General features: G+C 67.7%; 20 protein-coding genes. 13 read left to right on the top strand and 7 right to left on the bottom strand.

Translation table 11 applies throughout. From position 1 onward, the window contains the following. The first annotated feature begins 362 nt into the window (after positions 1–362). The 3 genes from WJ35_RS18240 to WJ35_RS32260 all read left to right on the top strand — a co-directional run bounded on the left by WJ35_RS18240 (position 363) and on the right by WJ35_RS32260 (position 1,643). Positions 363–791 carry an antitoxin Xre/MbcA/ParS toxin-binding domain-containing protein gene (locus WJ35_RS18240; protein WP_069239636.1) on the top strand — a complete coding sequence of 143 codons (429 nt, stop codon included), beginning with the start codon at positions 363–365 and terminating at the stop codon, positions 789–791. Next, on the top strand, positions 788–1,261 hold the full coding sequence (locus WJ35_RS18235; protein WP_069239635.1) for an RES family NAD+ phosphorylase: 474 nt from the start codon (positions 788–790) through the stop codon (positions 1,259–1,261). Before WJ35_RS18240 ends, WJ35_RS18235 begins: the two co-directional genes overlap by 4 nt. 175 nt (positions 1,262–1,436) lie before the next feature. Further along, a complete protein-coding gene (locus tag WJ35_RS32260; protein ID WP_230459691.1) occupies positions 1,437–1,643 on the top strand; it encodes a hypothetical protein in 207 nt (68 codons plus the stop codon). A gap of 9 nt (positions 1,644–1,652) precedes the next feature. On the opposite strand, the gene WJ35_RS30465 is transcribed toward WJ35_RS32260, so the two are convergent. Next, a protein-coding gene (locus WJ35_RS30465) for an IS5-like element ISBvi5 family transposase (protein ID WP_106919368.1) occupies positions 1,653–2,470 on the bottom strand; the annotation gives its coding sequence in 2 pieces (ribosomal slippage) (positions 1,653–2,122 and positions 2,122–2,470; 819 coding nt in all). Positions 2,471–3,109: 639 nt separating this feature from the next. On the opposite strand from WJ35_RS30465, the gene WJ35_RS18225 reads away from it, so the two are divergent. The 3 genes from WJ35_RS18225 to WJ35_RS18215 are packed head-to-tail and all read left to right on the top strand — an operon-like array spanning position 3,110 to position 6,224. Beyond that, positions 3,110–4,318, top strand: coding sequence for a paraquat-inducible protein A (locus WJ35_RS18225; RefSeq protein WP_011879775.1), 1,209 nt, complete (start codon positions 3,110–3,112; stop codon positions 4,316–4,318). Continuing rightward, on the top strand, positions 4,315–5,610 hold the full coding sequence (locus tag WJ35_RS18220; protein ID WP_011879776.1) for an MlaD family protein: 1,296 nt from the start codon (positions 4,315–4,317) through the stop codon (positions 5,608–5,610). The genes WJ35_RS18225 and WJ35_RS18220 overlap by 4 nt, the downstream gene beginning before the upstream one ends. Beyond that, positions 5,607–6,224, top strand: coding sequence for a PqiC family protein (locus tag WJ35_RS18215; protein WP_011879777.1), 618 nt, complete (start codon positions 5,607–5,609; stop codon positions 6,222–6,224). Before WJ35_RS18220 ends, WJ35_RS18215 begins: the two co-directional genes overlap by 4 nt. A 358-nt stretch (positions 6,225–6,582) precedes the next feature. Here WJ35_RS18215 and WJ35_RS18210 read toward each other — a convergent pair whose 3' ends face one another. Next, complete coding sequence (locus tag WJ35_RS18210) at positions 6,583–7,119, bottom strand: carboxymuconolactone decarboxylase family protein (protein ID WP_011879778.1); 537 nt, start codon at positions 7,117–7,119, stop codon at positions 6,583–6,585. A 72-nt stretch (positions 7,120–7,191) separates the two neighbouring features. Here WJ35_RS18210 and WJ35_RS18205 point away from each other — a divergent pair, with 72 nt between their 5' ends. After that, positions 7,192–8,229: an AraC family transcriptional regulator gene (locus WJ35_RS18205; RefSeq protein WP_011879779.1), complete on the top strand. Its 1,038-nt coding sequence runs from the start codon at positions 7,192–7,194 to the stop codon at positions 8,227–8,229. Between the two features lie 54 nt (positions 8,230–8,283). Here WJ35_RS18205 and WJ35_RS18200 read toward each other — a convergent pair whose 3' ends face one another. Beyond that, positions 8,284–8,532 (bottom strand): hypothetical protein, encoded by a 249-nt coding sequence (locus WJ35_RS18200; protein ID WP_043292574.1) that lies wholly within the window; start codon positions 8,530–8,532, stop codon positions 8,284–8,286. A 114-nt stretch (positions 8,533–8,646) separates the two neighbouring features. Continuing rightward, positions 8,647–8,901, bottom strand: a complete 255-nt coding sequence (locus WJ35_RS18195) for an energy transducer TonB family protein (RefSeq protein WP_043292576.1) — start codon at positions 8,899–8,901, stop codon at positions 8,647–8,649. Between the two features lie 557 nt (positions 8,902–9,458). Between WJ35_RS18195 and WJ35_RS18190 the strand changes: the two genes are divergently transcribed. Both WJ35_RS18190 and WJ35_RS18185 read left to right on the top strand, forming a co-directional pair. Beyond that, positions 9,459–10,181 carry a response regulator transcription factor gene (locus WJ35_RS18190; RefSeq protein ID WP_069239633.1) on the top strand — a complete coding sequence of 241 codons (723 nt, stop codon included), beginning with the start codon at positions 9,459–9,461 and terminating at the stop codon, positions 10,179–10,181. Beyond that, positions 10,178–11,671 (top strand): HAMP domain-containing sensor histidine kinase, encoded by a 1,494-nt coding sequence (locus WJ35_RS18185; RefSeq protein ID WP_069239632.1) that lies wholly within the window; start codon positions 10,178–10,180, stop codon positions 11,669–11,671. The genes WJ35_RS18190 and WJ35_RS18185 overlap by 4 nt, the downstream gene beginning before the upstream one ends. A 51-nt stretch (positions 11,672–11,722) precedes the next feature. Here WJ35_RS18185 and WJ35_RS18180 read toward each other — a convergent pair whose 3' ends face one another. After that, on the bottom strand, positions 11,723–12,823 hold the full coding sequence (locus WJ35_RS18180; RefSeq protein ID WP_069239631.1) for an AraC family transcriptional regulator: 1,101 nt from the start codon (positions 12,821–12,823) through the stop codon (positions 11,723–11,725). A gap of 312 nt (positions 12,824–13,135) precedes the next feature. On the opposite strand from WJ35_RS18180, the gene WJ35_RS18175 reads away from it, so the two are divergent. Beyond that, on the top strand, positions 13,136–14,770 hold the full coding sequence (locus tag WJ35_RS18175) for an AMP-binding protein (RefSeq protein WP_069239807.1): 1,635 nt from the start codon (positions 13,136–13,138) through the stop codon (positions 14,768–14,770). Positions 14,771–14,778: 8 nt separating this feature from the next. Further along, positions 14,779–15,930, top strand: coding sequence for an AraC family transcriptional regulator (locus WJ35_RS18170; RefSeq protein WP_069239808.1), 1,152 nt, complete (start codon positions 14,779–14,781; stop codon positions 15,928–15,930). A 192-nt stretch (positions 15,931–16,122) separates the two neighbouring features. Here the strand turns inward: WJ35_RS18170 and WJ35_RS18165 are convergent, their stop codons facing one another. Continuing rightward, complete coding sequence (locus WJ35_RS18165) at positions 16,123–17,535, bottom strand: NAD(P)(+) transhydrogenase (Re/Si-specific) subunit beta (protein ID WP_069239630.1); 1,413 nt, start codon at positions 17,533–17,535, stop codon at positions 16,123–16,125. Positions 17,536–17,548: 13 nt separating this feature from the next. Beyond that, entirely contained in the window at positions 17,549–19,150 is a 1,602-nt protein-coding gene (locus tag WJ35_RS18160; RefSeq protein WP_011879789.1) for a Re/Si-specific NAD(P)(+) transhydrogenase subunit alpha, read from the bottom strand. A gap of 637 nt (positions 19,151–19,787) precedes the next feature. Between WJ35_RS18160 and WJ35_RS18150 the strand changes: the two genes are divergently transcribed. Both WJ35_RS18150 and WJ35_RS18145 read left to right on the top strand, forming a co-directional pair. Beyond that, positions 19,788–21,578 carry an acyl-CoA dehydrogenase gene (locus WJ35_RS18150; RefSeq protein ID WP_069239629.1) on the top strand — a complete coding sequence of 597 codons (1,791 nt, stop codon included), beginning with the start codon at positions 19,788–19,790 and terminating at the stop codon, positions 21,576–21,578. Between the two features lie 79 nt (positions 21,579–21,657). Continuing rightward, the gene (locus WJ35_RS18145; RefSeq protein ID WP_420480906.1) at positions 21,658–23,286 is read left to right on the top strand and encodes an electron transfer flavoprotein-ubiquinone oxidoreductase; all 1,629 of its coding nucleotides are present in this window, start codon (positions 21,658–21,660) and stop codon (positions 23,284–23,286) included. Positions 23,287–23,289: the final 3 nt, after the last annotated feature.

Genomic DNA, 23,289 nt, shown 5'->3' with positions numbered 1-23,289 from the left:
CGATAGCATGCGGGTGTGGTGCTTCATTGGTTCGACAGAAATCGGGCGATGCGGAGATTGACGTTTCGCATAGAGGACCAAGCTGTTCATCGAATGCTCCCGATACGTCGATGGCTGAAGTCTCGCACATCTCCCGTCCGGTATTCTAGGAATCAGTATTTGACGATATGAATGATGAAATGAATATATATCAAGGGTTTATACGATTTTTTCGGCCAATTTTTTGGTAAATGAGCAGCACTGATCCGTATCAACGTGGCGACCGGCGAGGGGGCGGCGCCTCCCGACGATCAAGAACATCTTGCGAAAGGTATCATTTGCGCTACAATCGGGTATCAACTGATACCTGTTGGGGAGTCGCCATGTCACTTGTTACCCCTGAAGCCGTGGCTGCGGTCATGGAACTGCGGCCGCTCCCGCATACGCTGGCGGAGCTCGAGGCCCGTGTGCGCGACGGCCTGCCGAAGGCCGCGCTGAAGGCCGGCGTTGAGCACGCGACCGACGGCGCCGATGCGCGCCGCGCGCTGCTGGCACGCATCATCCCCGAGGCAACCTACAAGCGTCGGCGCGACCGGCTCACGCAGGACGAATCCGAGAAGACGGAGCGTCTGGCCCGGATCGTCGCGACGACCACCTACGTCTGGAACGACGAAGAGGACGCGCGGGAATTCCTGTCGACGCCGCACCCTGAACTTGAAGGGCGTGCGCCGCTGGACGTCGCGCTCACCGAGCTCGGCGCGCGTCGCGTCGAGGAAGTGCTGTGGAAGCTCTTCTACGGGCTTCCGGCATGAAGTTGTACCGCATCGCCGACACGCGGCACACGATCTGGAGCGGCAACGGCGCGATGCTGATCGGCGGACGCTTCAACAGCCCGGGCCGTCCGGTCATTTACGCGGCGCTGACGTTCGCGGGCGCCATGCTCGAGGTGCTCGTCCACGCGCGTATCGGCAGGGTGCCGAAAACACACGGATGGGTCGAAGCAAGTGTTCCCGACGACGTCAGCATCGAACGCCATACGGCCGAAACGTTGCCGGACGGATGGGACGCGGCGGCACTTCAGGCAGCACGTCAGTTTGGCGACGCATGGATGACCGAGATGCGTACCGCGCTCCTGATTGTCCCGTCGGTCGTGGTCCGTGCAGAGTTCAACGCGCTGGTGAATCCCGCGCACCCGGATGCAACGCGAATCGTTGTGACTGATCCGCAGCCCGTGGTGTGGGACGAACGCCTCTTTGTGATGCCACCGGCCGGGCAGTCTTAGATTCACGATGGCAGTCTGCTAACCTTACCTCGACGCCTTTCTCCTGGAGACAGGAACGACTACGACGTTGCCGCTGGTTTCATTCGCACTCCAACCCAGTTTGCCGCCCGAGTGGGTTCCTAAGCCGCTCGCGCAATTCGTGGCGAATTGCGTGCCGGGATTAACGAAGCGGCAGTTGCTGGCTCGCACCGCACGGCTCGGTTGGAAGCCGAGTTGGGAGCCGATCCCGAAGCTGAAGCGAGACGACATCGAGGCGTACGGCTTCGGGCTCACGATTGACGGGGTAGGCGTACCGCTCATTGCACGCATGCGCATAGCTGCGAGAGATGTGATGCCGATCAAGGTGCCGGAGCGGGATCCGCGGCAGATGAGTCTTTTCTAAGAGGCCAGTTCAAAAAGACTGCTCGATGCGCCTGAAGATGTTCCAACAGACAAGCGAGCAACCGAGTTTCAGGAATGCTTCGTGAATGTCAGGCCGCCGCTCGAAGCGAGTGCGTAGGCGACGAAAACTGTGGAGCCAGGAGTGAGTGCGTTCGACCACCCAACGATACTTGCCGAGTCCGCTGCCGTGTCGGGTCCGGCGCTTCGCGATCACTGGCTGGATACCGCGATTGCGCAGGGCTCGCCGATGCCGCTCGGAGTCGTATCTGCGATTGGCGTAGACCACGCGAGGCCGTTGAATCGGGTGGCCGCGCAGGCCGCGAATCGATGGAATCGCGTCGATCAGCGGCAGCAACTGCGTAACATCGTTGACGTTGGCGCCAGTCAGGATCGCGGCGAGAGGTGTGCGGTTGGCGTCGGTGACGATGTGGTGCTTGGAGCCGGGTCGCGCACGATCAGTGGGGTTCGGGCCAGTTTTTGGCCCGCCCCAACAGCCCGTACCGATGATGAATCGACGGCGGCACGTGAAAAATCGATCTGGCCGGCCGCCTGCAGTTTGGCGAGCAATAGTTCGTGGAGGCGATTCCACACACCGGCTTCGTGCCAGTCGCGAAGTCGGCGCCAACAGGTTGCCCCCGAACCGAAGCCGAGCTGGGTTGGCAGATGGTTCCATCGAATGCCGGTCTTGAGCACGAACAGGATGCCGTTCAATGTCGCCCGATTCGGAACCGGAAACTGTCCTGGATTCTTCGTTCGCCGCGGTTTCGGCGGCGGGAGTAATGGCTCGATGAGTATCCACAATTCGTCATCAACGATCGGCGCTTGCATCCCTCATGATCCTGTTGCTCAGATGCTTGAGGTTAACAGGTCGCCGGTGAAGTTAACAGCGCCTCGAGAGTCTTTTTGAACTGGCCTCTTAGCGGAATACTTGATTGGTCGACCGCGGCTGGATCGATTGAGCGGCGCGTGACCGTGCGCATGAATCGTTGCGCCTAGAAATGACGACAGGGTCGTGGGCGATGCCCGGCGTCGCGGGCGCGGCCAGCGAGTTCATCAACGACGGGTCCACGTCAATCGACGGGTTGGTGCTGAAGTCGGTTCATGTCCACATAACGACGCATATTCGGTTCAAATCTCCGTGCTTGTTCGATTGTAATAGCCACCGCCACCGCCACCGCCAACCAGCAAGCGGTTACCGGTTACCGCCACGCCCCAGGTACATACCTTGCTGCCCTACACCCCAATGACGGCAGGCGCGCATGCAGCGTTGCCCGCCGTGTATTTTCGCGCCGCACGGGTAGAGCTCGGCACGCGCACCCGCCGCGGTTCCGCGGCGCTGTTGCAACCTAATCGAACGGGAGAACGCATGACGACGATCATCACGCGCGACCGCCTGCCCGCGTCGTGCAGGTTTTGCCACCGGGCGTGTCATTGCGCGCATCGCGCGCCCACCGGCGCTGCCGTCGCATGACCACGATCGGTTGCCCTACGTGCGGGACGCTCGACCATATCCCGCCGATCGACGCACACGCGCTGGCGCGCTGCAGACGTTGCCACGCGACGCTCGAACGCCGCCGCGGCCGCAGCGTGGAGGCCGCGCTCGCCTGTACGACGGCGACCTTCGTGCTGTTGTTTCCCGCCAACCTCGCACCGCTGATGACGGTCACGATGCTGGGCGCGTCGCATTCCTCGGTGCTCGCGTCGGGCATCGTGTCGATGTGGAACGACGGCTGGGTGATCCTGGCCGTGTTGCTCGGGATGTTCGGCATCGTGCTGCCGTTCGCGCGCTTCGGCGGCCTGATGCTGGTGCTGGCCGCGATTGGCTTCGGCTGGCGGTTCTCCGGTATCGGCGCGGTGTTCCGTTGGTCGCTCGCACTCGACGCTTGGGCAATGCCGGACGTGTACCTCGTCGGCTGCATCATCGGCTACGTGCGCGTCACGCACAGTGTCACCGGCTCGATCGGCGCAGGCGGCTATTGCCTGATCGCGGTCGGCCTGATGTCGATGCTCACGCGCGCGTCGCTCGACCGGCGCACCGTGTGGCGGGCCATCGAAGCCGATCGGCGTCCGTCGCGCGGCGAGGCCGTGCTGTCGTGTGCCGGTTGCGACATGGTGCAGCCATACGCGTGCGCCGGGCGGTCGTGTTCGCGTTGCGGGCTGACGCTGCGCGCGCGCCGGGTCGCGGCGCTTTCGCGCGCGAGCGCGCTCTCGCTGGCGGCGCTCGTGCTGACCGTGCCGGCCAACCTGTTGCCGATGACAACGTCGATCCAGCTCGGACGCGTGCACACGCACCGCATCGTCGACGGCGTCATGCAGCTCTTTCACGTCGGCCTATGGCCGTTCGGCATCTTGACGTTCATCACGAGCATCGTGATCCCGGTCGCGAAGATCGTCGGCATGGGCTGGTTCGTCGCGTCCGTGCTGCGGCGATCGCGCCGGCATTTGCGCTTGAAGGTGCGCCTCTACCGCTGGATCGATGAACTCGGCCGGTGGTCGAACGTCGACGTCTTCACGATCGCGGCGTTCGTTCCGTTGATCCGCTTCGACGGCGTCGCGTCCGCGCAGCCGGCTACCGGCGCCACCGCATTCGCGCTCGTGGTGTTCCTGACCATGCTCGCGTCGCGCGCCTTCGATCCGCGCCTGATGTGGGACCGCCCCGACCGGAGGACTCGATGAACCCGCCGCGCATCCGTCGCTCGCGCGCCGAGGTGCGGCACAGTCGTTGGCCGGGATTGATCTGGGCGGTACCCGTCGCCACGCTGGCCGTGGTCGGATGGCTCGGGATACGGGCGCTCGCGCAGGGCGGGGAAAGCGTCACCGTGATGTTTTCCGACGCGCACGGAATGAAAGTCGACGATACCGACGTGACGCTGCGCGGCGTGAAGGTCGGCAAGGTCGCGGGCATCGCGTTGTCGCCCGACGGCCGGCATGTGGAGGTCGAGTTGAAGATCGATCGCGCGCAGCAGAAGTATCTGCTCAGCGGCACGCGCTTTTTCCTGCGCGGTGCGCAGCCGGACATGAGCGACCCGACCTCGCTGCGCGCGCTCGTCGTCGGGCCGGAAATCGTGATGGAGCCGGGCGCCGGCGCCCCGGCGCGGCACTTCGACGGCACCGAGCGCCGCCCGGCGCTCGCGCCCGAGCATGGGCCGGTGGTGCCGTACTTGATTCGGTTCGCCGGTGCGGCCGGCGAGCTGAAGGACGGCGCGCCGGTGAAACTGCGCGGCTTCCAGGTCGGCACGGTCACGCGCGTGCGGCTGAGTTACGACGCCGCCACCGGGCAGCTCGGCACGCCGGTGCAGATCGCGCTCGAACCGTCGGCGCTCGGCATCACCGGCGTGCATCCGCCGGCCGACGGCAACTGGCGGCCCATCGTCGACGGCATGCTCGAACGGCTCGTCGCCCGCGGGCTGCGCGCGCGGCTGGTGCAGGATCCGCCGCTCGTCGGCCCGCGCATGGTCAGCCTCGATTTCGTCGCCGGCGCTTCGGCGGCCGCGTTTTCCGGTGGCGCCGGCCCGGCGGAGATTCCGAGCGTCGCGTCGGCCGACTTCGGTGCGATCGCCGCGCGCGCCAACGCGATCGCCGGCAAGCTCGACGCGCTGCCGATCAAGGAGACCGGCGACGACGTGCGCGCGATCGCGGCGCGGCTCAATGCGCTGACCGCATCGCCGCAGATCCGCGACAGCCTCGCGCATCTCGACCGATCGGTCGCGCAGATCGACCGCACGCTGCAGCAGGTGTCGCCGCAGATCGGTCCGCTCGTCGCGCAGCTGCGCGACGCCGCGAACAGCGCCGACCAGGCCGCAGCCGCAGCCAGCCGGACGCTCGGCGACGACGCCACCACGCAGACCGGCGTGCCCGCAGTGTTGCGCGAACTCGCCGATACCGCCCGTTCGGTGCGTGCGCTGGCCGACTATCTCGACCGACATCCCGAAGCGCTCGTGCGCGGCAGAGCGAAGGAGAAGCCATGATCCGTCGATCGAAGCGACGGGCCGGCGACGCAGCGGCGCCGGCCCCGATGAAATGGGCGGTCGTTGCGCTGGCCGCCGTGCTCGCCGGATGCGGGCACAGCCCGCCGACGCGCTATGTGGCGTTGAGTGCGACGCCGGCTACATCGATCCGCGCGGACGAGCCCATCGAGCCGGTACAACTGACTGCCGTGCACGTGCCGGCGGAGCTCGACCGGCCCGAGGTCGTCGTGCAGCGCTCGGCGAACCGTGTCTGGATCGACGAAGGCGCGCGCTGGGCCGGGCCGCTCGACCGGATGATGCGGCGCACGCTCGCGCAGGACCTGCTGACGCGCCTGCCGCCGGGAGCCGTCGTCCTGCCGGATGCGCCGCGGCCGCCCGACACGCGCACGCTCGTCGTCACGGTGCTGGACGTGCATGCGGACGACGGCGGCACGTTGACGTTGGAGGCCGCATGGACGGTGTTGGCGGGCCGGCCCGAGCGCGTGAGCGCGAGCCGCGAGACGACCTTGACCGCATCGTTGACGCAGCACGGCGCGGCCGCGCAGGCCGCCGCGCTGAGCGCGATTCTGGGGCGCCTCGCGGACCAGATCGCGGCCGGGCTGCCGCCACGCTGAGCGGACGCGAGCCGGCCTGCACGGTGGCCCGACCATTGGTGGACGGGCCGACACCGATCGAACGATCACATCCGCACCGGTGCCGCTCGCCACGCAGCGACGATCGGCTTGCGGCGGCCGGTCAGCAGGGGACGCACGCGGCAAATTCAGTGCGCGTCGATCGAAAGCGTTCCCCGTCTTGATCGTTACTGGCGTTTGAGACTTTGCGGATCGACCTTTGTGATCCGCAGCGCGTGACAGAGGCGGTATCGAAGTGCGGCGCCGCCAGCCAGCACATTCCGCCGGCGACACGGGCCTCACGATCGAACGCAGTCGGATCGACTGCGTTCGACCGCCGCGCCTGCACACCGACGCGCCATTACGCCACGGCCGGGAAATCGAGCGTCGTATCGTTGACGCGATTGACCAGGTTCGTGAACGTGATCGACGCGATCGCCAGGCTGATCTCGATCAGCTGGCGCTCCGTGTAACCGGCGGCGCGCACGGCGTCGACGGCCGCCTCGGGCACCGTGCCGCGCGTGCCGACCAGCGTACGCACATAGGTCACCAGCGCGTCGCGCTTGGCGTCGCCGGTGGCCGCGCCGACGCGCACCTGCTTCATGGCGTCGCTCGACAGTCCGGCCAGCTTGCCCATCAGCGTATGCGCGGCGACACAATAGTCACAGCCCACGTGTTCGCTGACCGCCAGCTTGATGACTTCGATGTCGGCCTTGCCGAGCGTGCCGGCAGCCACGACCGCGTCGAACGCGAGCGCCGCGCCGAGGGCTTCGGGGCTGTGCGTGCCGATGGTGGCGTACGCATTGGGCACCTTGCCGACGGCCTTCTTGATCTTCGCGAACACTTCCGCTGCCGCGCCGGTGGCTTCTTCAGGGCGAATGGTGGTGAGACGGGACATGATCGACTCCTTCGTTCAGTTGAGTGGTTGAACTGCTTAGCCATGTCGTATGGCATGGGAGTCAGTGTAGGGATGCAGGCCGAGTTTTTTAATGCCATACTTGTGCAAATTCATGCTCAAACGTCTCATATGGACATGCTGGACCGATTGCTGTCGATGATGCCGGTCACCGGCCGGCTGGACGTACGGTGCCATTTCGGTTCGCCGTGGCGCATCGACCATCCCGAGTCGAACGAGCGGGAGCTTCCGTATCACATCCTGTTGCGCGGCGAGGCTGTCGTCGAAGGCGAGACGGGCGGCGCGGACGAACCGACGCTCCGAATGAAGGCCGGCGACATCGTGGTGTTCCCGTCCGGCAGTGCGCACCGGCTGCACGACGGCAGCGGCGACGCGCCGCGCGCGGTGCAAGAGCGGCACCGCAACGGCCTGACCATTACGACGAACGGCGGCGCCGACGCGAGCATCGACGTGCTGTGCGGGCGCTTCGTGCTGCCGGCCGTCCCGCAGCAGTTGCTGCGCGACCATCTGCCTCGGCGTCTGATCGTGAGCAGCGTCGCCGCCGGCGATGGACAGACGCGCGACGCCGCGTTTGCCGCCACGCGGCTTGCGCGGGTCATCGAATTGATGCGTGAGGAAGCGCTGGAGCAACGTGCCGGCAGCGCGGCGGTGGTCGATCATCTGTCCGGCGCGCTGTTCGCGTTGACGCTGCGCAGTGCGTCCGAGTCCGGTCACGCGCCGCGTGGGCTGCTCGCGCTGGCGCAACGCCATCGGCTGCAGCCGGCGCTCACCGCGATGTTCGACGAGCCGGAAAAGCCCTGGACGCTGGCGCAGCTGGCGGAGCGCTGCCACATGTCGCGCGCGACGTTCGCACGCCACTTCGACGAGGCGATCAGCCGCTCGGCGACCGATGTGCTGACGGAAATCCGCATGGCGCTTGCCGGGCGCAAGCTGGCGCAAACGACGATGTCCGTCGCGGAGATCGGCGAGACGGTCGGATATCGGTCGGAGGCTGCGTTCCAACGCGTGTTCAAACGGCAGGTGGGGATGACGCCGGCGAAGTGGCGCATGCAAGCGACGAGAATCGCGGCGCCGGAAGCGCGGTCGTCCTGACGGACGGTGCAACCATCCATCCATAACGTGGGCGAACGCGCTGGAAGCATCGAGTCAGGCGACTGCTCGCAACGCTTGGAGGTCCTCCTTGATTCGATCGCGCGAACCTGCGGCATCGCAGTCGAGCGCGCGCGGCCAGTCGAAGTCGATGACGGCGGCCCCGCTCCGATCCGGCTCGGCAACAAGACCATCAAGCAGATTCGCAAACTGCGTCACGTCCTGGCGATCGATACCGTACTGAATTACGACGAAGTCCTGGTAAAGCTCAGTGCCATCAGTGAAGCGCGCAATTGTATGGTCCATTCGGCAGGGCGAGTACCAGGCGCATTGACGTGATGAACCGCCGCCAAACGCATCCGGCCACGACCGGACGATACTTATCGACTGCTTACGAGCATGCCGCTCAACGTCGGCACCTCAGTCGACGTCGTAGTTGAGATCGTGCCACCGCTGCGACGTGCCGCCTCCTGAACCCAGCTGACCGCGTGGAAAGCGCATGACGGCGATTGCATGGAGGGCGCGCTCGTCGCCGACCGGGTCGCCACAACTTCGGCGGACCTTCAGGTCGCGCACCCGACCTTCGTCGTCGAGCCAGACGCGCACCAAGACCCTTCGGCGGCCGTTGCCGGTTTGCGGTGTTGCACGCGATAGCATGCGGTCAAGAAGCGACATGTAATTCCTCTGCATTGATAGGGCCGGCCGGACTTGAGCCGGCGGCCAGTCGACCGAGAGTCGACTGATCCAACGGGCCGTGGTACGGGCTTGAACGACGCGATCGGTGCGGGATTTTCCGATCTCGATGTATAGCTGAACAGCGTACACGTACGATCGGCACTCCCGGGAGGTATTTGGCGTCGGGAATCAAAACCGGTTGCGATTTTCCGCGCTCGTTTGTGGGTACGAACAAGACGCATCGACGATGCCGCTTCGGCAGAGTGTTGACATCGGGTTCCTCAGTAACCGCGACGCGTATCGCTCGTGTTCGACGTAATCGCGCCATGCGCTGCCGCCTGTCCGGCGCCTGGACGAAAGGAAGAACGACTTGCCGGCCCAGGCCCGCCCCAGAGTTAAACTATTTGTGATCACTTGCCGCCGCAGAATTTTGCACAATGGCGGCATCGCGGCCGCACGATGTGTCGGCCGCCGCCGCTCGGCCGCTCCGCCACAGCCCGCGGCCACTACCGCGCTCGCGCGCCCGACACCCTTACCGACGCACTGCCTCGTTCGCCATGGATCACGCCAAACGCATCCTGATCGTCGAGGACGACGCCGACATCGCCGACGTGCTGAGCCTGCACCTGCGCGACGAGCGCTACGAGGTCGTGCACAGCGCGGACGGCGCCGAGGGTCTGCGGCTGCTCGAGCAGGGCAACTGGGACGCGCTGATCCTCGACCTGATGCTGCCGGGTGTCGACGGCCTCGAGATCTGCCGGCGCGCGCGCGGGATGCAGCGCTACACGCCGATCATCATCACGAGCGCGCGCTCGAGCGAGGTGCACCGGATCCTCGGCCTCGAGCTCGGCGCCGACGACTATCTCGCGAAGCCGTTCTCGGTGCTCGAACTGGTCGCGCGGGTCAAGGCGCTGCTGCGCCGCGTCGACGCGCTCGCGCGGGATTCGCGCGTCGACGCGGGCACGCTCGACGTCGCGGGGCTGTCGGTCGACCCGATCGCGCGCGAGGCGAGCGTCGACGGCGTGCGCATCGACCTGACCCCGCGCGAGTTCGACCTGCTGTATTTCTTCGCGCGGCATCCCGGCAAGGTGTTCTCGCGGATGGACCTGCTGAACGCGGTGTGGGGCTACCAGCACGAAGGCTACGAGCACACGGTCAACACCCACATCAACCGACTGCGCGCGAAGATCGAGGCGGACCCGGCCGAGCCCGTGCGGATCCTCACCGTATGGGGACGCGGCTACAAGCTGGCCGCGCCGGGCCAGCGGGACGGGCCATGAAGCTGACGCTCACCCAGCGGCTGTCGCTCGTGTTCTCGGTGCTGCTGCTCGCGTGCTCGGGCGCGTCGGCGTGGCTGCAGATCCGCGCGAACGACATGCGCGAGATGGAAGTCGTGCAGGGCCTGTCGCGCGATCTCGCCGCGCACATCGCGAACATCACGCCGCTGACGGACGCGAACGGCCTGCGCCCGGACGCCGTGCGCACGCTGTTCGGCCAGCTGATGGGCGTGAACCCGAGCGTCGAGGTTTACCTGCTCGACGACGCGGGGCGGATCAAGGGCGACGATGCGCCGCCCGGGCACGTGAAGCGCGGCCGCGTCGATCTCGCGCCGGTGCAGCGCTTTCTCGCGGGCGAGCCGCTGCCGATCCTCGGCGACGATCCGCGCAGCCCGAGCGCGCGCAAGATCTTCAGCGCCGCGCCGCTGCGCCGCGCAGGGCAGGCGCCGGCGGGCTACATCTACGTGGTGCTGCTCGGCGAGGCGCACGACAGGCTCGCGGCGCGGTTCGACGCCGGCAACGTGCTGCGCACGACGCTGTGGTCGATGGCGCTCGTCGCGCTGTTCGGGCTGCTGGCGGGCCTGACCGCGTTCAGCTTCATCACGCGCCCGCTGCGCCGGCTGACCGACGCGATGCGCCGCTTCGACGCGGACGGCGAGCCCGACACGCAGCCGGCCGTGCCGCGCTCGTCGCCCGGGCGGCGCGGCGATGACATCGCGCTGCTCGAATCGACGTACGCGCAGATGGCCGACCGGATCGGCGAGCAATGGCGCGCGCTGACGCGGCAGGACCAGCAGCGGCGCGAGCTGATCACGAACATCTCGCACGACCTGCGCACGCCGCTCACGTCGCTGCACGGCTACCTGGAGACGCTGTCGCTGAAGACCGACTCGCTCGGCGACGCCGAGCGCCGGCGCTACCTGTCGATCGCGCTCGCGCAGAGCGCGAAGGTCGGCCGGCTCGCGCAGGCGCTGTTCGAGCTCGCGCGGCTCGAATCGGGCGGCGTGCAGCCCGAGCGCGAACCGTTCTCGCTCGTCGATCTCGTGCAGGACGTGTTCCAGAAATTCGAGCTGGCCGCGAAGGCGCGCGACGTCGCGCTCCATGCGCGGATTCCGCTGCGCGTGCCGAACGTGTCGGCGGATCTCGGGATGATCGAGCGCGTGCTGACCAACCTGCTCGACAACGCGTTGCGGCACACGCCGCAGCACGGCGCAATCGAAGTCGCGCTGACGCCGCGCGACGACCGCGTGGTGGTGACCGTGTCGGACACCGGCGCAGGGATCCCGCTGGCGCGCCGCGCAGGATTGTTCCAGCGACCGCAGCGGCCCGCCAGCGGCGGCATGGCGACGAACGGCGGGCTCGGGCTGTTGATCGTCCACCGGATGCTGCTGCTGCACGGCAGCGCGATCCGGCTGGTCGACCGGGCCGGGCGTGGGGCGGTGTTCGAGTTCGCGCTCACGATCGCGCAGCCGGCGCCCGGCGATCCGCAATGACCGTGCATGCGCGGCCCGCACGGGCGCGGCGCACGAGTCATGTCCCGCGCGTCACGTGCCGCGCTTGCGCCGTACTTCGGTCGGCGTCTTGCCGGTCCAGCGCTTGAACGCGTGGCGGAACCCCACCGCGTCGCTGAAGCCGAGCGTCGCCGCGATGTCCTCGGTGCTGAGCGTGGTCGTGCTCAGGTAATCGATCGCCAGTGCCTTGCGCACGCTCGTCAGCAGTTCGCTGTATGACGTGCCTTCGGCCTCGAGCTTGCGGCGCAGCGTGCGCGCGGTGATGCACAGCGTCTGTGCGATCGCGTCGAGGTCCGGGAACTGCCCCGGCATGCGCGTGAGTTCCTGGTAGACGCGGCGCGTGACGCCCGACTGGGTGCGCAGTTCGTCGAGCAGCCGCGCGCAGTGCGACGACACCTGCGCGGCGGTGATCGGGTTCGCGAGCTGCGGCGCGCGCGTGAGCCACGCGGCCGGGTAGCTGAGCCGGTTGCGCGGCTGATCGAACGCGAGCGGGCATTCGAGCGCGTCGGACAGCATGGCCGCGTGCGGCGGCTCCGGCTGCGTGAACTGCGCACGCGCCGGCACGCACCACGCGCCCATCACGTCCTTGATGATCGTCACGTGCAGCGCGAACTGCATGTCGATCAGGAAGCGGTACAGCGGCAGATCGGGGCCGGCCAGCGCGGCTTCGTGCGGGTCGGGAAACAGCCACGACGCCGTGTCGTCCTGCACGACCCAGCGGATCTCGAGCATGCGGTTCGCGAGCTGGTGGTATTTGACGGCCGAGTCGAATGCGTGGGCCATCGATTCCGAGCAGAGCATCGCGTAGCCGTACATCCCGTAGCTCGACGCGTGCAGCCGGTGCCCGACCCGCACGCCGAGATCCGGGTTGCCGTATCCGCGGATCGCGTTGCTCGCGGCCGTCAGGAACTGCTGCGACGACGTGAGCGTGAACGGATCGGCGACGGCCTCCGGCGACAGGCCCGTGCCGGCGAGCACCGCCGACGAATCGAGGCCGAGCTCGCGCGCGACGTCGACGAGCACGGCGAGCTTCGCCGGCGAAAAGCGCTTGTCGCGCAACGCATGGGCGGGCAGGGTCTCGGGCAGCGCCGCCGCGCGGGCGGCCGTCGGGGTGAGGTGCGCGGTGCGCGGCATGGCTGGGTGTACGTCCGATTCGATACCGATTCCGGGTACGCGATTCTGCCCCCGAACGCGCGGCCGCGCCATAGGGTTCACCCTGATCCGGCGCCTGCGTGCGCATTGTGTCGCTGCCCGGGCAGGCGGGTTTGCGGTTTACGGACTGGCGTGCCGGTGTGTCCGTTTCGATCATCTTTACGGCCGCGCGAATCATTTTCAAAGCGGGCCGCGCGCGCGATATTCGTCGGTCAGGCGACGGCCCGCGTGCATCCGATGCGCGGGCCGCCGTGCGAACGGCGCCGCGTGGCGCCGTCCCCCGAGGAGCAGGACATGACGAAGAGACACTGGACCGCGTCATATGGCGCGATCCCCGCCGAGATCGACGCCGATCGCCATCCCTCGATGAATGCGCTGCTGGACGACGCGATGCGCCGGTTCGCCGGCAAGCCGGCGTTCCACGCGTCGGGCCAGACGCTGACCTATGCGGACGTCGACCGCCTGTCGACCGCGCTGGCCGCCTATCTGCAGCAGGTCGTCGGGGTCCGCAAGGGCGATCGCGTGGCCGTGATGCTGCCCAACGTGCTCGCGTTTCCGGTCGTCTTCATCGCCGTCGCGAAGATCGGCGCCGTCCAGGTCAACGTCAATCCGCTCTATACCGCGCGCGAGCTCGAGCACCAGCTCAACGACGCGGGCGTCGAAGTGGCGGTCGTGTGCGGCGGGTCGATGGCCACGTTTGCCGACGTGGTCGGCAAGACGCGCGTGCGCACCGTGCTCACCGTGGGCCGCGGCGATCTCGGCGTCGTCGATGCGCCGGCCGGCGCGTGCGCGGCGCTGCCGCCCGGCTCGCTCGCGCTCGCCGACGCGTTCGCGGCCGGCGCGGCGCTGCAACGCGCGCCGGTTGCGCTCGGCGGCGACGACCTGCTGCTGCTCCAGTACACGGGCGGCACCACCGGGCTGTCGAAGGGCGCCGCGCTGTCGCACCGCAACCTGCTCGCGAACATCGCGCAGTTCGGCGTGTTCGTGTTCGATGCGCAGCGGCCGGGCGAGGAAGTCGTCGTCACCGCGATCCCGCTGTATCACATCTTCGCGCTGACGGTGAATTTCCTGTCCTATTTCGCGATCGGTGCGGAGAACTGGCTTGTCGCCAATCCGCGGGACCTCGACGCGTTCATCGACGTGCTGAAGGCCGCGCGGCCGACGGTGTTCGTCGGCGTGAACACGCTGTACGCGGGGCTCGCGAACCACCCGCGACTGAAGGAGATCGACTGGTCGCGCCTCACGCTGTCGGCGGGCGGCGGCACGGCGGTGATCGACGTGATCTCGGCGCGCTGGAAGGCCGTGACGGGCTGCTTCATCCGCGAAGGCTACGGGCTGTCGGAAACCTCGCCGGTGGTCACGTTCAATCCGCCGTCCATCGACGCGTTCACGGGCACCACGGGCCTGCCGCTGCCGTCCACCGACGTGAAGCTGCTCGACGACAACGACCGAGAGGCCGGCATCGGCGCGCCCGGCGAAGTCTGCGTGAAGGGGCCGCAGGTGATGCGCGGCTACTGGCAGCAGCCGGAAGCGAACGCGCGGGCGTTCACCGCGGACGGCTACTTCCGCACCGGCGACATCGGCGTGTTCGACGACCAGGGCTTCCTGAAGATCGTCGACCGCAAGAAGGACATGGTGATCGTGTCGGGCTTCAACGTCTACCCGAATGAGGTGGAAGCGGTGGCGACCGCGTTCCCGGGCGTGGCCGAATGCGCGTGCATCGGCGTGCCGGACGAGCGCACCGGCGAGGCGCCGAAGCTGTTCGTGGTGCTCGCGCCCGACGCGACCGTCGGCGAGGCCGAGATCGTCGCGCATTGCCGCGCGAACCTCGCGGCGTACAAGGTGCCGAAGGTGATCCGTTTCGTCGAGCGGCTGCCGAAATCGACCGTCGGCAAGATCCTGCGGCGGGAACTCAGCCACGCGCAGTGATGGTGCGCATGCGCCGCGCGGTCGTCCCGAAAGCCCCGAAACACCGGAAAGCCCCGCAAGCCCGCCATGGGCCGCTCAAGTACAATGCGAGCGGTTCGACCGACGGGGACGCGATGACCGGTACAGATTCACCTCCCGCCCAGCCTGGGCGTGCGCTGCCGTCGCCGAGCGCGACGGTGCCGATTTCCCTCGTCAACGGTTTCCTCGCGAGTGCGGGCCTGCCGCCCGACGTGATCCAGCGCTACCTGCGCGGGGCCGGCATCCCGAGCGAGCTGCAGGGCGAACCGAATGCGCGCGTGACCGAGGAGCAGTTCTCGACGCTGTACCGGACGCTTGCGATCGACCTCGACGACGAAATGCCCGGCATCTTCTCGCGCCCGCTGCGCGGCGGCACGCTGAAATACCTGTGCCTCAGCCTGCTCGATGCCCGCAACCTCGAAACGGCGCTGCATCGCTTCGGTCAGTTCTTCCACATCCTGCTCGACGATTTCTACGTCGAATCGAAGCGCGATGGCCTGATCGGCCAGGTCGTGATCCGGCCGAATCCGGCCCTCGGCCCGCTTGGCCCGCTCGGCCAGGAGCTGATGCTCAAGCTCGTGCACGGCGTGTGTTCCTGGCTGATCGGCCAGAAGATTCCGCTGCTGCAGGTCGAGTTCGCGTGTCCGCGGCCGCGCCATGCGGTCGACCATCTCTACTTCTTTTCGGGGCCGGTGCAGTTCGACTGCAGCCGCACGCTGATGCGCTTCAGCGCCGGCTACCTCGACGTGCCGATCCGGCAAAGCAAGCGCAACCTGCGGAAATTCCTCGCCCGCGCGCCCGGCGACTGGATCTTCGAATCGTTCAGCGAGCAGCTCGTCTGCCATCGCGTGCGGCAGTATCTGTCGGGCCGGCTGCCCGACCTGTCGACGATCGAGGAAGCCGCCGCGAGCCTGCACTGCTCGGTGCGCACGCTGAGCCGCCACCTGCTGGCCGAAGGCACGACGTTCCAGGTGCTGAAGGACGAACTGCGGCGCGACATCGCGATCCAGCGGCTCACCGACACCCACGACACGATCGCGGCGATCGGCGCCGATCTCGGCTTCGACGATCCGAGCGCGTTTCATCGCGCGTTCCGGCACTGGACGGGCAGCACGCCCGGCACGTATCGGCGGCGCACGTAGCGCTTTCCCATAACCGGCATCCTTGCCGCGCTCCCATGGACGGCATCCCAGCCGGGCCGCTATCTTGCCGGCCCCGTACCGATGGCGCACATGCGCGTCGGCCCGTCGCGCATCGCTGCGGGACGGGCCGACGGTCATCGCATTCGTGCGCGGCGCAAGCCGGCGTGCCGCCGGCCGCGCGCGCCGCCGCGATCAGGCTTTCAACGCGCCGAAGATTTCGTTGAGCATCGACTTCGCGTCGCCGAACAACATGCGGTTGTTGTCCTTGTAGAACAGCGGATTGTCGACGCCGGCATAGCCGGACGCCATGCTGCGCTTCATCACGATTGACGTCTTCGCCTTCCACACCTCGAGCACCGGCATGCCCGCGATCGGGCTCGTCGGGTCGTCCTGCGCGGCCGGGTTCACCACGTCGTTCGCGCCGAGCACCAGCACCACGTCGACCTGGCCGAACTCGCCGTTGATGTCCTCCATCTCGTGCACGATCTCGTACGGCACCTCCGCTTCCGCGAGCAGCACGTTCATGTGCCCCGGCATCCGCCCGGCGACCGGGTGGATCGCGAAGCGCACGTCGACGCCCTTCTCGCGCAGCAGCTTGGTCAGCTCGAACACCGTGTGCTGCGCCTGCGCCACCGCCATCCCATAGCCGGGTACGATGATCACGCGCTTCGCTTCGCGCAGCAGCTCGGCCGTCTCCGTCGCGCTCACCGCGACGGCTTCGCCGGCCGGTTGCGCGGCGCCGCCGGCGGCCGCCGGTGCGCCCGCGGCGCTGCCGAAGCCGCCCGCGATCACGCTGATGAAATTGCGGTTCATCGCGTGGCACATGATGTACGACAGGATCGCGCCCGACGAGCCGACCAGCGCGCCGATCACGATCAGCAGGTCGTTGCCGAGCATGAAGCCGGTCGCGGCCGCGGCCCATCCCGAGTAGCTGTTGAGCATCGACACGACCACCGGCATGTCCGCGCCGCCGATCGCCATCACCATGTGCACGCCGAACAGCAGCGCGATCACCGTCATCACGACGAGCGGCAGCATGCCGTCCTGGATGGTTTCCGCATGCAGGAACGCGCGGCCGTAATAGATCACCACCAGCAGCGCGGCGAGGTTCAGCCAGTGCCGTGCCGGCAGCAGCAGCGGCTTGCCGCCGATCTTGCCCGACAGCTTGCCGAACGCGACGATCGAGCCCGCGAAGGTGATCGCGCCGATCAGGATGCCGACGTAGATCTCCACCTCGTGGATCGCCTTCTCGGCGCCGACGAACTGCAGCGACGTGTCGACGTAGCTCGCGAAGCCGACCAGGCATGCGGCGAGGCCGACCAGGCTGTGCATCAGCGCGACCAGCTCCGGCATCTGCGTCATCTGCACTTTCTTCGCGGCATAGAGGCCGACCGCGCCGCCGACGACAAGCGCGGCGATCACGTACGGAATGCCCGCTGCCGACACGCGCGGCCCGGCGACGGTGGCCAGCACCGCGATCAGCATGCCGATCATCCCGAGCAGGTTGCCGCGGCGCGCGGTTTCAGGGTTGGCGAGCCCGCCGAGGCTCAGGATGAACAGGATCGCGGCGCCGATATAGGAGACGGTGGTCAGATTGGAAGTCATGGTTGTCGTCCCCTTATTTGCGGAACATCGCGAGCATGCGGCGCGTGACCGCGAAGCCGCCGAACATGTTGACGGCGGTGAGCGTCAGCGCGCCGACCGCGAGGCCGAGGATCAGCCCCGACGGACGATCGCCGGCATTGGCCAGCTCGGCCGTCGGCGGCGCGACCTGCACGAGCGCGCCGATCGCGATGATCGACGAGATCGCGTTGGTCACGCTCATCAGCGGCGTGTGCAGCGACGGCGTGACGTTCCAGATCACCATGTAGCCGACGAAGCACGCGAGCACGAACACCGTGAAGTGCGACAGGAAGCTGGCCGGCGCGAACTGGCCGACCAGCAGGAACGCGAGCGCGCCGACCGCGAACACGATCGCGAGCGCCTTGGCCGACATCGGCTCGCTGCTGTGGCCGTGGCTCTTGGACTTCGCCGGCGCGGCCGCGGCGGGTGCGCCGGCCGCGGGCTTGGGCGCGACGGCCGGCTGCTTGAGCGGCGGTGCCGGCCAGGTGACGGTGCCTTCCTTGATGACGGTCAGGCCGCGGATCGCGTCGTCGTCGAAGTCGACGTCGATCGTGCCGTCCTTGCCCTTGCACAGCTCCTCGAGCACGCGCAGCAGGTTGGTCGCATACAGCGTGGACGACTGCCGCGACAGGCGCGACGCGAGATCGGTATAGCCGACGATCGTCACGCCGTGGCGCACGACCGCCTCGCCGGGCACCGTCAGCTCGCAGTTGCCGCCCTGTTCGGCGGCCATGTCGACGATCACGCTGCCGGGCTTCATCGACTGCACCATCTCGGCGGTGATCAGCTTCGGCGCCGGCTTGCCGGGGATCAGCGCGGTCGTGATGATGATGTCGGCGTCTTTCGCCTGCTGCGCATACATCGCGCGCTGCGCCTGCTGGAAGCCTTCGCTCATCACCTTCGCGTAGCCGCCGCCGCCCGAGCCTTCCTCTTCGTAGTTGACCTTGACGAATTCGCCGCCCAGCGACTTCACCTGATCGGCCACTTCGGCGCGCGTGTCGTTCGCACGCACGATCGCGCCGAGGCTCGCGGCCGTGCCGATCGCGGCGAGGCCGGCCACGCCCGCGCCGGCGATGAAGACCTTCGCCGGCGGGATCTTGCCGGCCGCCGTGACCTGCCCGTTCAGGAAGCGGCCGAACGCATGCGCGGCCTCGATCACCGCGCGGTAGCCGCTGATGCCGGCCATCGACGTCAGCGCGTCCATCTTCTGCGCGCGCGACAGCGTGCGCGGCAGCGAATCGATCGCGAGCACGGTCGCGCGCTTCGCCGCGAGCTGCTGCATCAGGTCGGGGTTCTGCGCCGGCCACACGAAACCGATCAGCATGCCGCCTTCGCGCATCAGCGCGACTTCGTCGGCGCTCGGCGGGCGCACCTTGAACACGATGTCGCTGCCGGACCACAGCTCGGCTGCCGTGGCGGCGATGCTCGCGCCGGCCGCGCGATAGGCGTCGTCGTCGAAGTTCGCGCCGGCACCGGCGCCGCTTTGGACGGCCACCGCAAACCCCAGCTTGATCAGTTTCTCGACCACCTCGGGCACGGTCGCAACGCGCCGTTCGCCGGTGGCTGTCTCCAGAGGAATCCCAATCTGTAGTGTCATGGTATGAAAGATGGGTGATGGCCGTCGCGAAGCGCTCGGGCCGGTGCGTCAAGTTACCAGAATCATGCCTGTGTTTCGTGGACCGGTTGCGAGATTGCATCACAGGATGAACGGTCGTTCGCGGTGCGGCGCCGACGCGGTCCGGGCGCCGCGCGCCTGCGTCGGACAAGGGCAGCACGCGGTCGCATCGCGGCTGTCTTTTGCCGCGCCGCTGTGTTTCGTCGACGCGCGCGTCTCGGCGCGGCATCCGGATCGGCGGCCGACGCGGCCAGTCTGCCGCGCATCGTGCAGCGCGGCACCGGCATGCGAAATGCGCAGCGCGCGCAGGCCCTAGGGTTTTCCCATAGAAGGCGTCCATCGCGATGACCGGCGCGCCGCCCCGGCCGCCCGATCGGCGTGCCGTGGCCGCGTCGGCCCCGTGGAAATCCGCGTCGGCACACGCTGCGCAAGGGCCGGGTTCGGGTGTCGGCATGCGCGCATCGTGTGGCCGATTTTGTCAGTAGGTGGGCCGGATATGACAATGGGAAACGGCCGCGTCGGCATTACGATGGGCCACGACGTCGCCTGGTGCTGGCCGGTTTTGCCGCAGCCGCGCGGGCCGCGCGCTTCATTCACTGCCTGATTTGGAACAACGACCATGAGCTATACCGCCCCCGTCAAGGACATGCTGTTCGTGCTGAAGGAACTGGCCGGCATCGACGCCGTCGCGCAGCTGCCGGGTTTCGAGGATGCGGGCTTCGACACCGCGCAGGCCGTGCTCGACGAATCCGCGAAGTTCTGCGGCGAAGTGCTGGCGCCGCTGAACGTCGACGGCGACCGCGACCCGAGCAGCTGGAAGGACGGCGCCGTGAGCGCGACGCCAGGCTTCAAGGACGCGTTCCGCCAGTTCGTCGAAGGCGGCTGGCAGGGGCTGCAGCATCCGGCCGAGTATGACGGCCAGGGGCTGCCTAAGCTGATCGCGACGCCGTGCATCGAGATGCTGAACGCGGCGAACCTGTCGTTCGCGCTGTGTCCGCTCCTGACCGACGGCGCGATCGAGGCGCTCCTGACGGCGGGCACCGACGAGCAGAAGCAGCGCTACGTGCCGAAGCTGATCTCGGGCGAATGGACCGGCACGATGAACCTGACCGAGCCGCAGGCCGGCTCCGACCTCGCGCTGGTGCGCTCGCGCGCCGAGCCGCAGGGCGACGGGTCGTACAAGGTGTTCGGCACCAAGATCTTCATCACGTGGGGCGAGCACGACATGGCCGAGAACATCGTCCACCTCGTGCTGGCGCGCACGCCGAACGCGCCGGAAGGCGTGAAGGGGATTTCGCTGTTCATCGTGCCGAAGTTCCTGGTCAACGACGACGGCAGCCTCGGCGCGCGCAACGACGTGCACTGCGTGTCGATCGAGCACAAGCTCGGCATCAAGGCGAGCCCGACCGCGGTGCTGCAGTACGGCGATCACGGCGGCGCGATCGGCTACTTGGTCGGCGAGGAGAATCGCGGCCTCGAATACATGTTCATCATGATGAACGCGGCGCGCTTCGGCGTCGGGATGCAGGGCATCGGCGTGGCCGATCGCGCGTACCAGAAGGCGGCGGCGTTCGCGAAGGAGCGCGTGCAGAGCCGGCCGGTGGACGGCTCGGCGAAGCAGTCGGTGGCGATCATCCACCATCCGGACGTGCGCCGGATGCTCGGCATGATGCGCGCGCTGACCGAAGGCGCGCGGGCGCTGGCCTATGTGGCGGCCGCGCACAGCGACATGGCGCATCGTCATCCGGACGAGGCGACGCGGGCGCGCCATCAGGCGATCTACGAGTATCTTGCGCCGGTCGTGAAGGGCTGGAGCACGGAGATGGTGAACGACGTCGCGAGCCTGGGCGTGCAGGTGCACGGCGGGATGGGCTTCATCGAGGAGACGGGCGCGGCGCAGTACTACCGCGACGCGCGAATCCTGGCGATCTACGAAGGGACGACGGCGATCCAGGCGAACGACCTGGTGGGCCGCAAGACGGTGCGCGACGGCGGCGCGGTGGCGAAGGCGCTGCTCGGCGAGATCGACGCAACCGTCGATGCGCTCGCCAAGTTCGACGGCGCGGCGGCGGCGTCGATGAAGGCGCAGCTGGAGAAGGGCGCGCGCTCGCTGTCGGCGGTGGTCGATTACGTGGTGGCGAACACGAAGCAGGACCCGAACGCGGTGTTCGCGGGCAGCGTGCCGTACCTGAAGCTGGCGGGCGTGGTGCTGTGCGGGTGGCAGATGGCGCGCGCGCTGGTGGCGGCGCATGCGAACCGCGCGAACGATCCGGCGTTCTATGACGCGAAGATCGCGATCGCGCAGTTCTATGCGGAACACATTCTCGTGCAGGCGGGCGGGCTCGAAGCGTCGATCGTCGGCGCGAGGGGCGGCGAGGGCGTGCTCGCGTTGACGGAAGACCAGTTCTGACCGCCACGGTCGGAGCGCAGGAGGAGACAGTATTTTGACCACCCAGGACTTGCTCGCGCAATACGGCCCGCGCGAATCGATGGAATACGACGTCGTGATCGTCGGCGGCGGCCCTGCCGGGCTGTCCGCGGCGATCCGGCTCAAGCAGCTCGCCGCTGAAAAAGGCGCCGAGATCGGCGTGTGCGTGCTCGAGAAGGGCTCGGAAATCGGCGCGCACATCCTGTCGGGCGCGGTGATGGACCCGCGCGCGATCAGCGAGCTGTTCCCCGACTGGAAGGAACGGGGCGCGCCGCTCACCGTCGAGGTGACCGAGGACCGCTTCCTGTTCCTGTCCGAGAAGAGCGCGATGCAGACGCCGAACTGGGCGCTGCCGGACAACTTCAAGAACCACGGCAACTACGTGATTTCGCTCGGCAACGTCACGCGCTGGCTGGGCCAGCAGGCCGAGGCGCTGGGCGTCGAGATCTTCCCGGGCTTTCCGGCCGCCGAGATCCTGTACAACGACGACGGCTCCGTGAAGGGCGTCGCCACCGGCAACATGGGCATCGGCAAGGACGGCGAGCCGACCGAGAACTTCCAGCTCGGCATGGAGCTGCACGCGAAGTACACGCTGTTCGCCGAAGGCTGCCGCGGCCACCTCGGCCGCCAGCTGATCTCGAAGTTCAAGCTGGACGCGAACGCCGATCCGCAGGCGTACGGGATCGGCATCAAGGAGCTGTGGGAAATCGATCCGGCCAAGCACAAGCCGGGCCTCGTGATCCACACCGCCGGCTGGCCGCTGAAGGCCGACACCTACGGCGGCTCGTTCCTGTACCACATGGACAACAACCAGGTCGTGGTCGGCTTCGTGGTCGGCCTCGGCTATACGAACCCGTACCTGTCGCCGTTCGAGGAATTCCAGCGCTACAAGACGCATCCGTCGATCCGCGCGTTCCTCGAAGGCGGCAAGCGCGTGTCGTACGGCGCGCGCGCGATCACCGCGGGCGGGCTGCTGTCGCTGCCGAAGACGGTGTTCCCGGGCGGCGCGCTGATCGGCGACGACGCGGGCTTCCTGAACGCGTCGCGGATCAAGGGCAGCCACGCGGCGATCAAGACCGGGATGCTGGCGGCCGACGCTGCGTTCGATGCGGTGCAGGCCGGCCGTCAGGCGGACGAACTGAATGCATACCCAGACGCCTTCAAGCAGTCGTGGCTGTACACCGAGCTGTACCGCGCACGCAACTTCAAGCAGTGGATGGCGAAGGGGCTGTACCTGGGCACGCTGATGGTCGGCCTCGAGCAGAAGGTGATGGGCGGCAACGTGCCGTGGACGCTGCATCACAAGCACGCGGACCACGAGATGCTGAAGCCGGCGTCGCAGTGCGAGCCGATCGAGTATCCGAAGCCGGACGGCAAGCTGACGTTCGACCGGCTGTCGTCGGTGTTCATCTCGAACACGAACCACGAGGAGAACCAGCCGGCGCACCTGACGCTGAAGGATGCGAACGTGCCGGTGAACGTGAACCTGCGCACGTACGCGGGGCCGGAAAGCCGGTTCTGCCCGGCGGCGGTGTACGAGTTCGTGAAGAACGACGACGGCAGCGATCGCCTCGTGATCAACGCGCAGAACTGCGTGCACTGCAAGACCTGCGACATCAAGGACCCGACGCAGAACATCGTGTGGGTCACGCCGGAAGGCGGCGGCGGGCCGAACTACCCGAACATGTAATGC

The sequence above is a fragment of the Burkholderia ubonensis genome, assembly GCF_001718695.1.
GTDB classification, from domain to species: domain Bacteria; phylum Pseudomonadota; class Gammaproteobacteria; order Burkholderiales; family Burkholderiaceae; genus Burkholderia; species Burkholderia ubonensis_B.
This window is presented reverse-complemented; position numbering and strand designations above follow the sequence as displayed.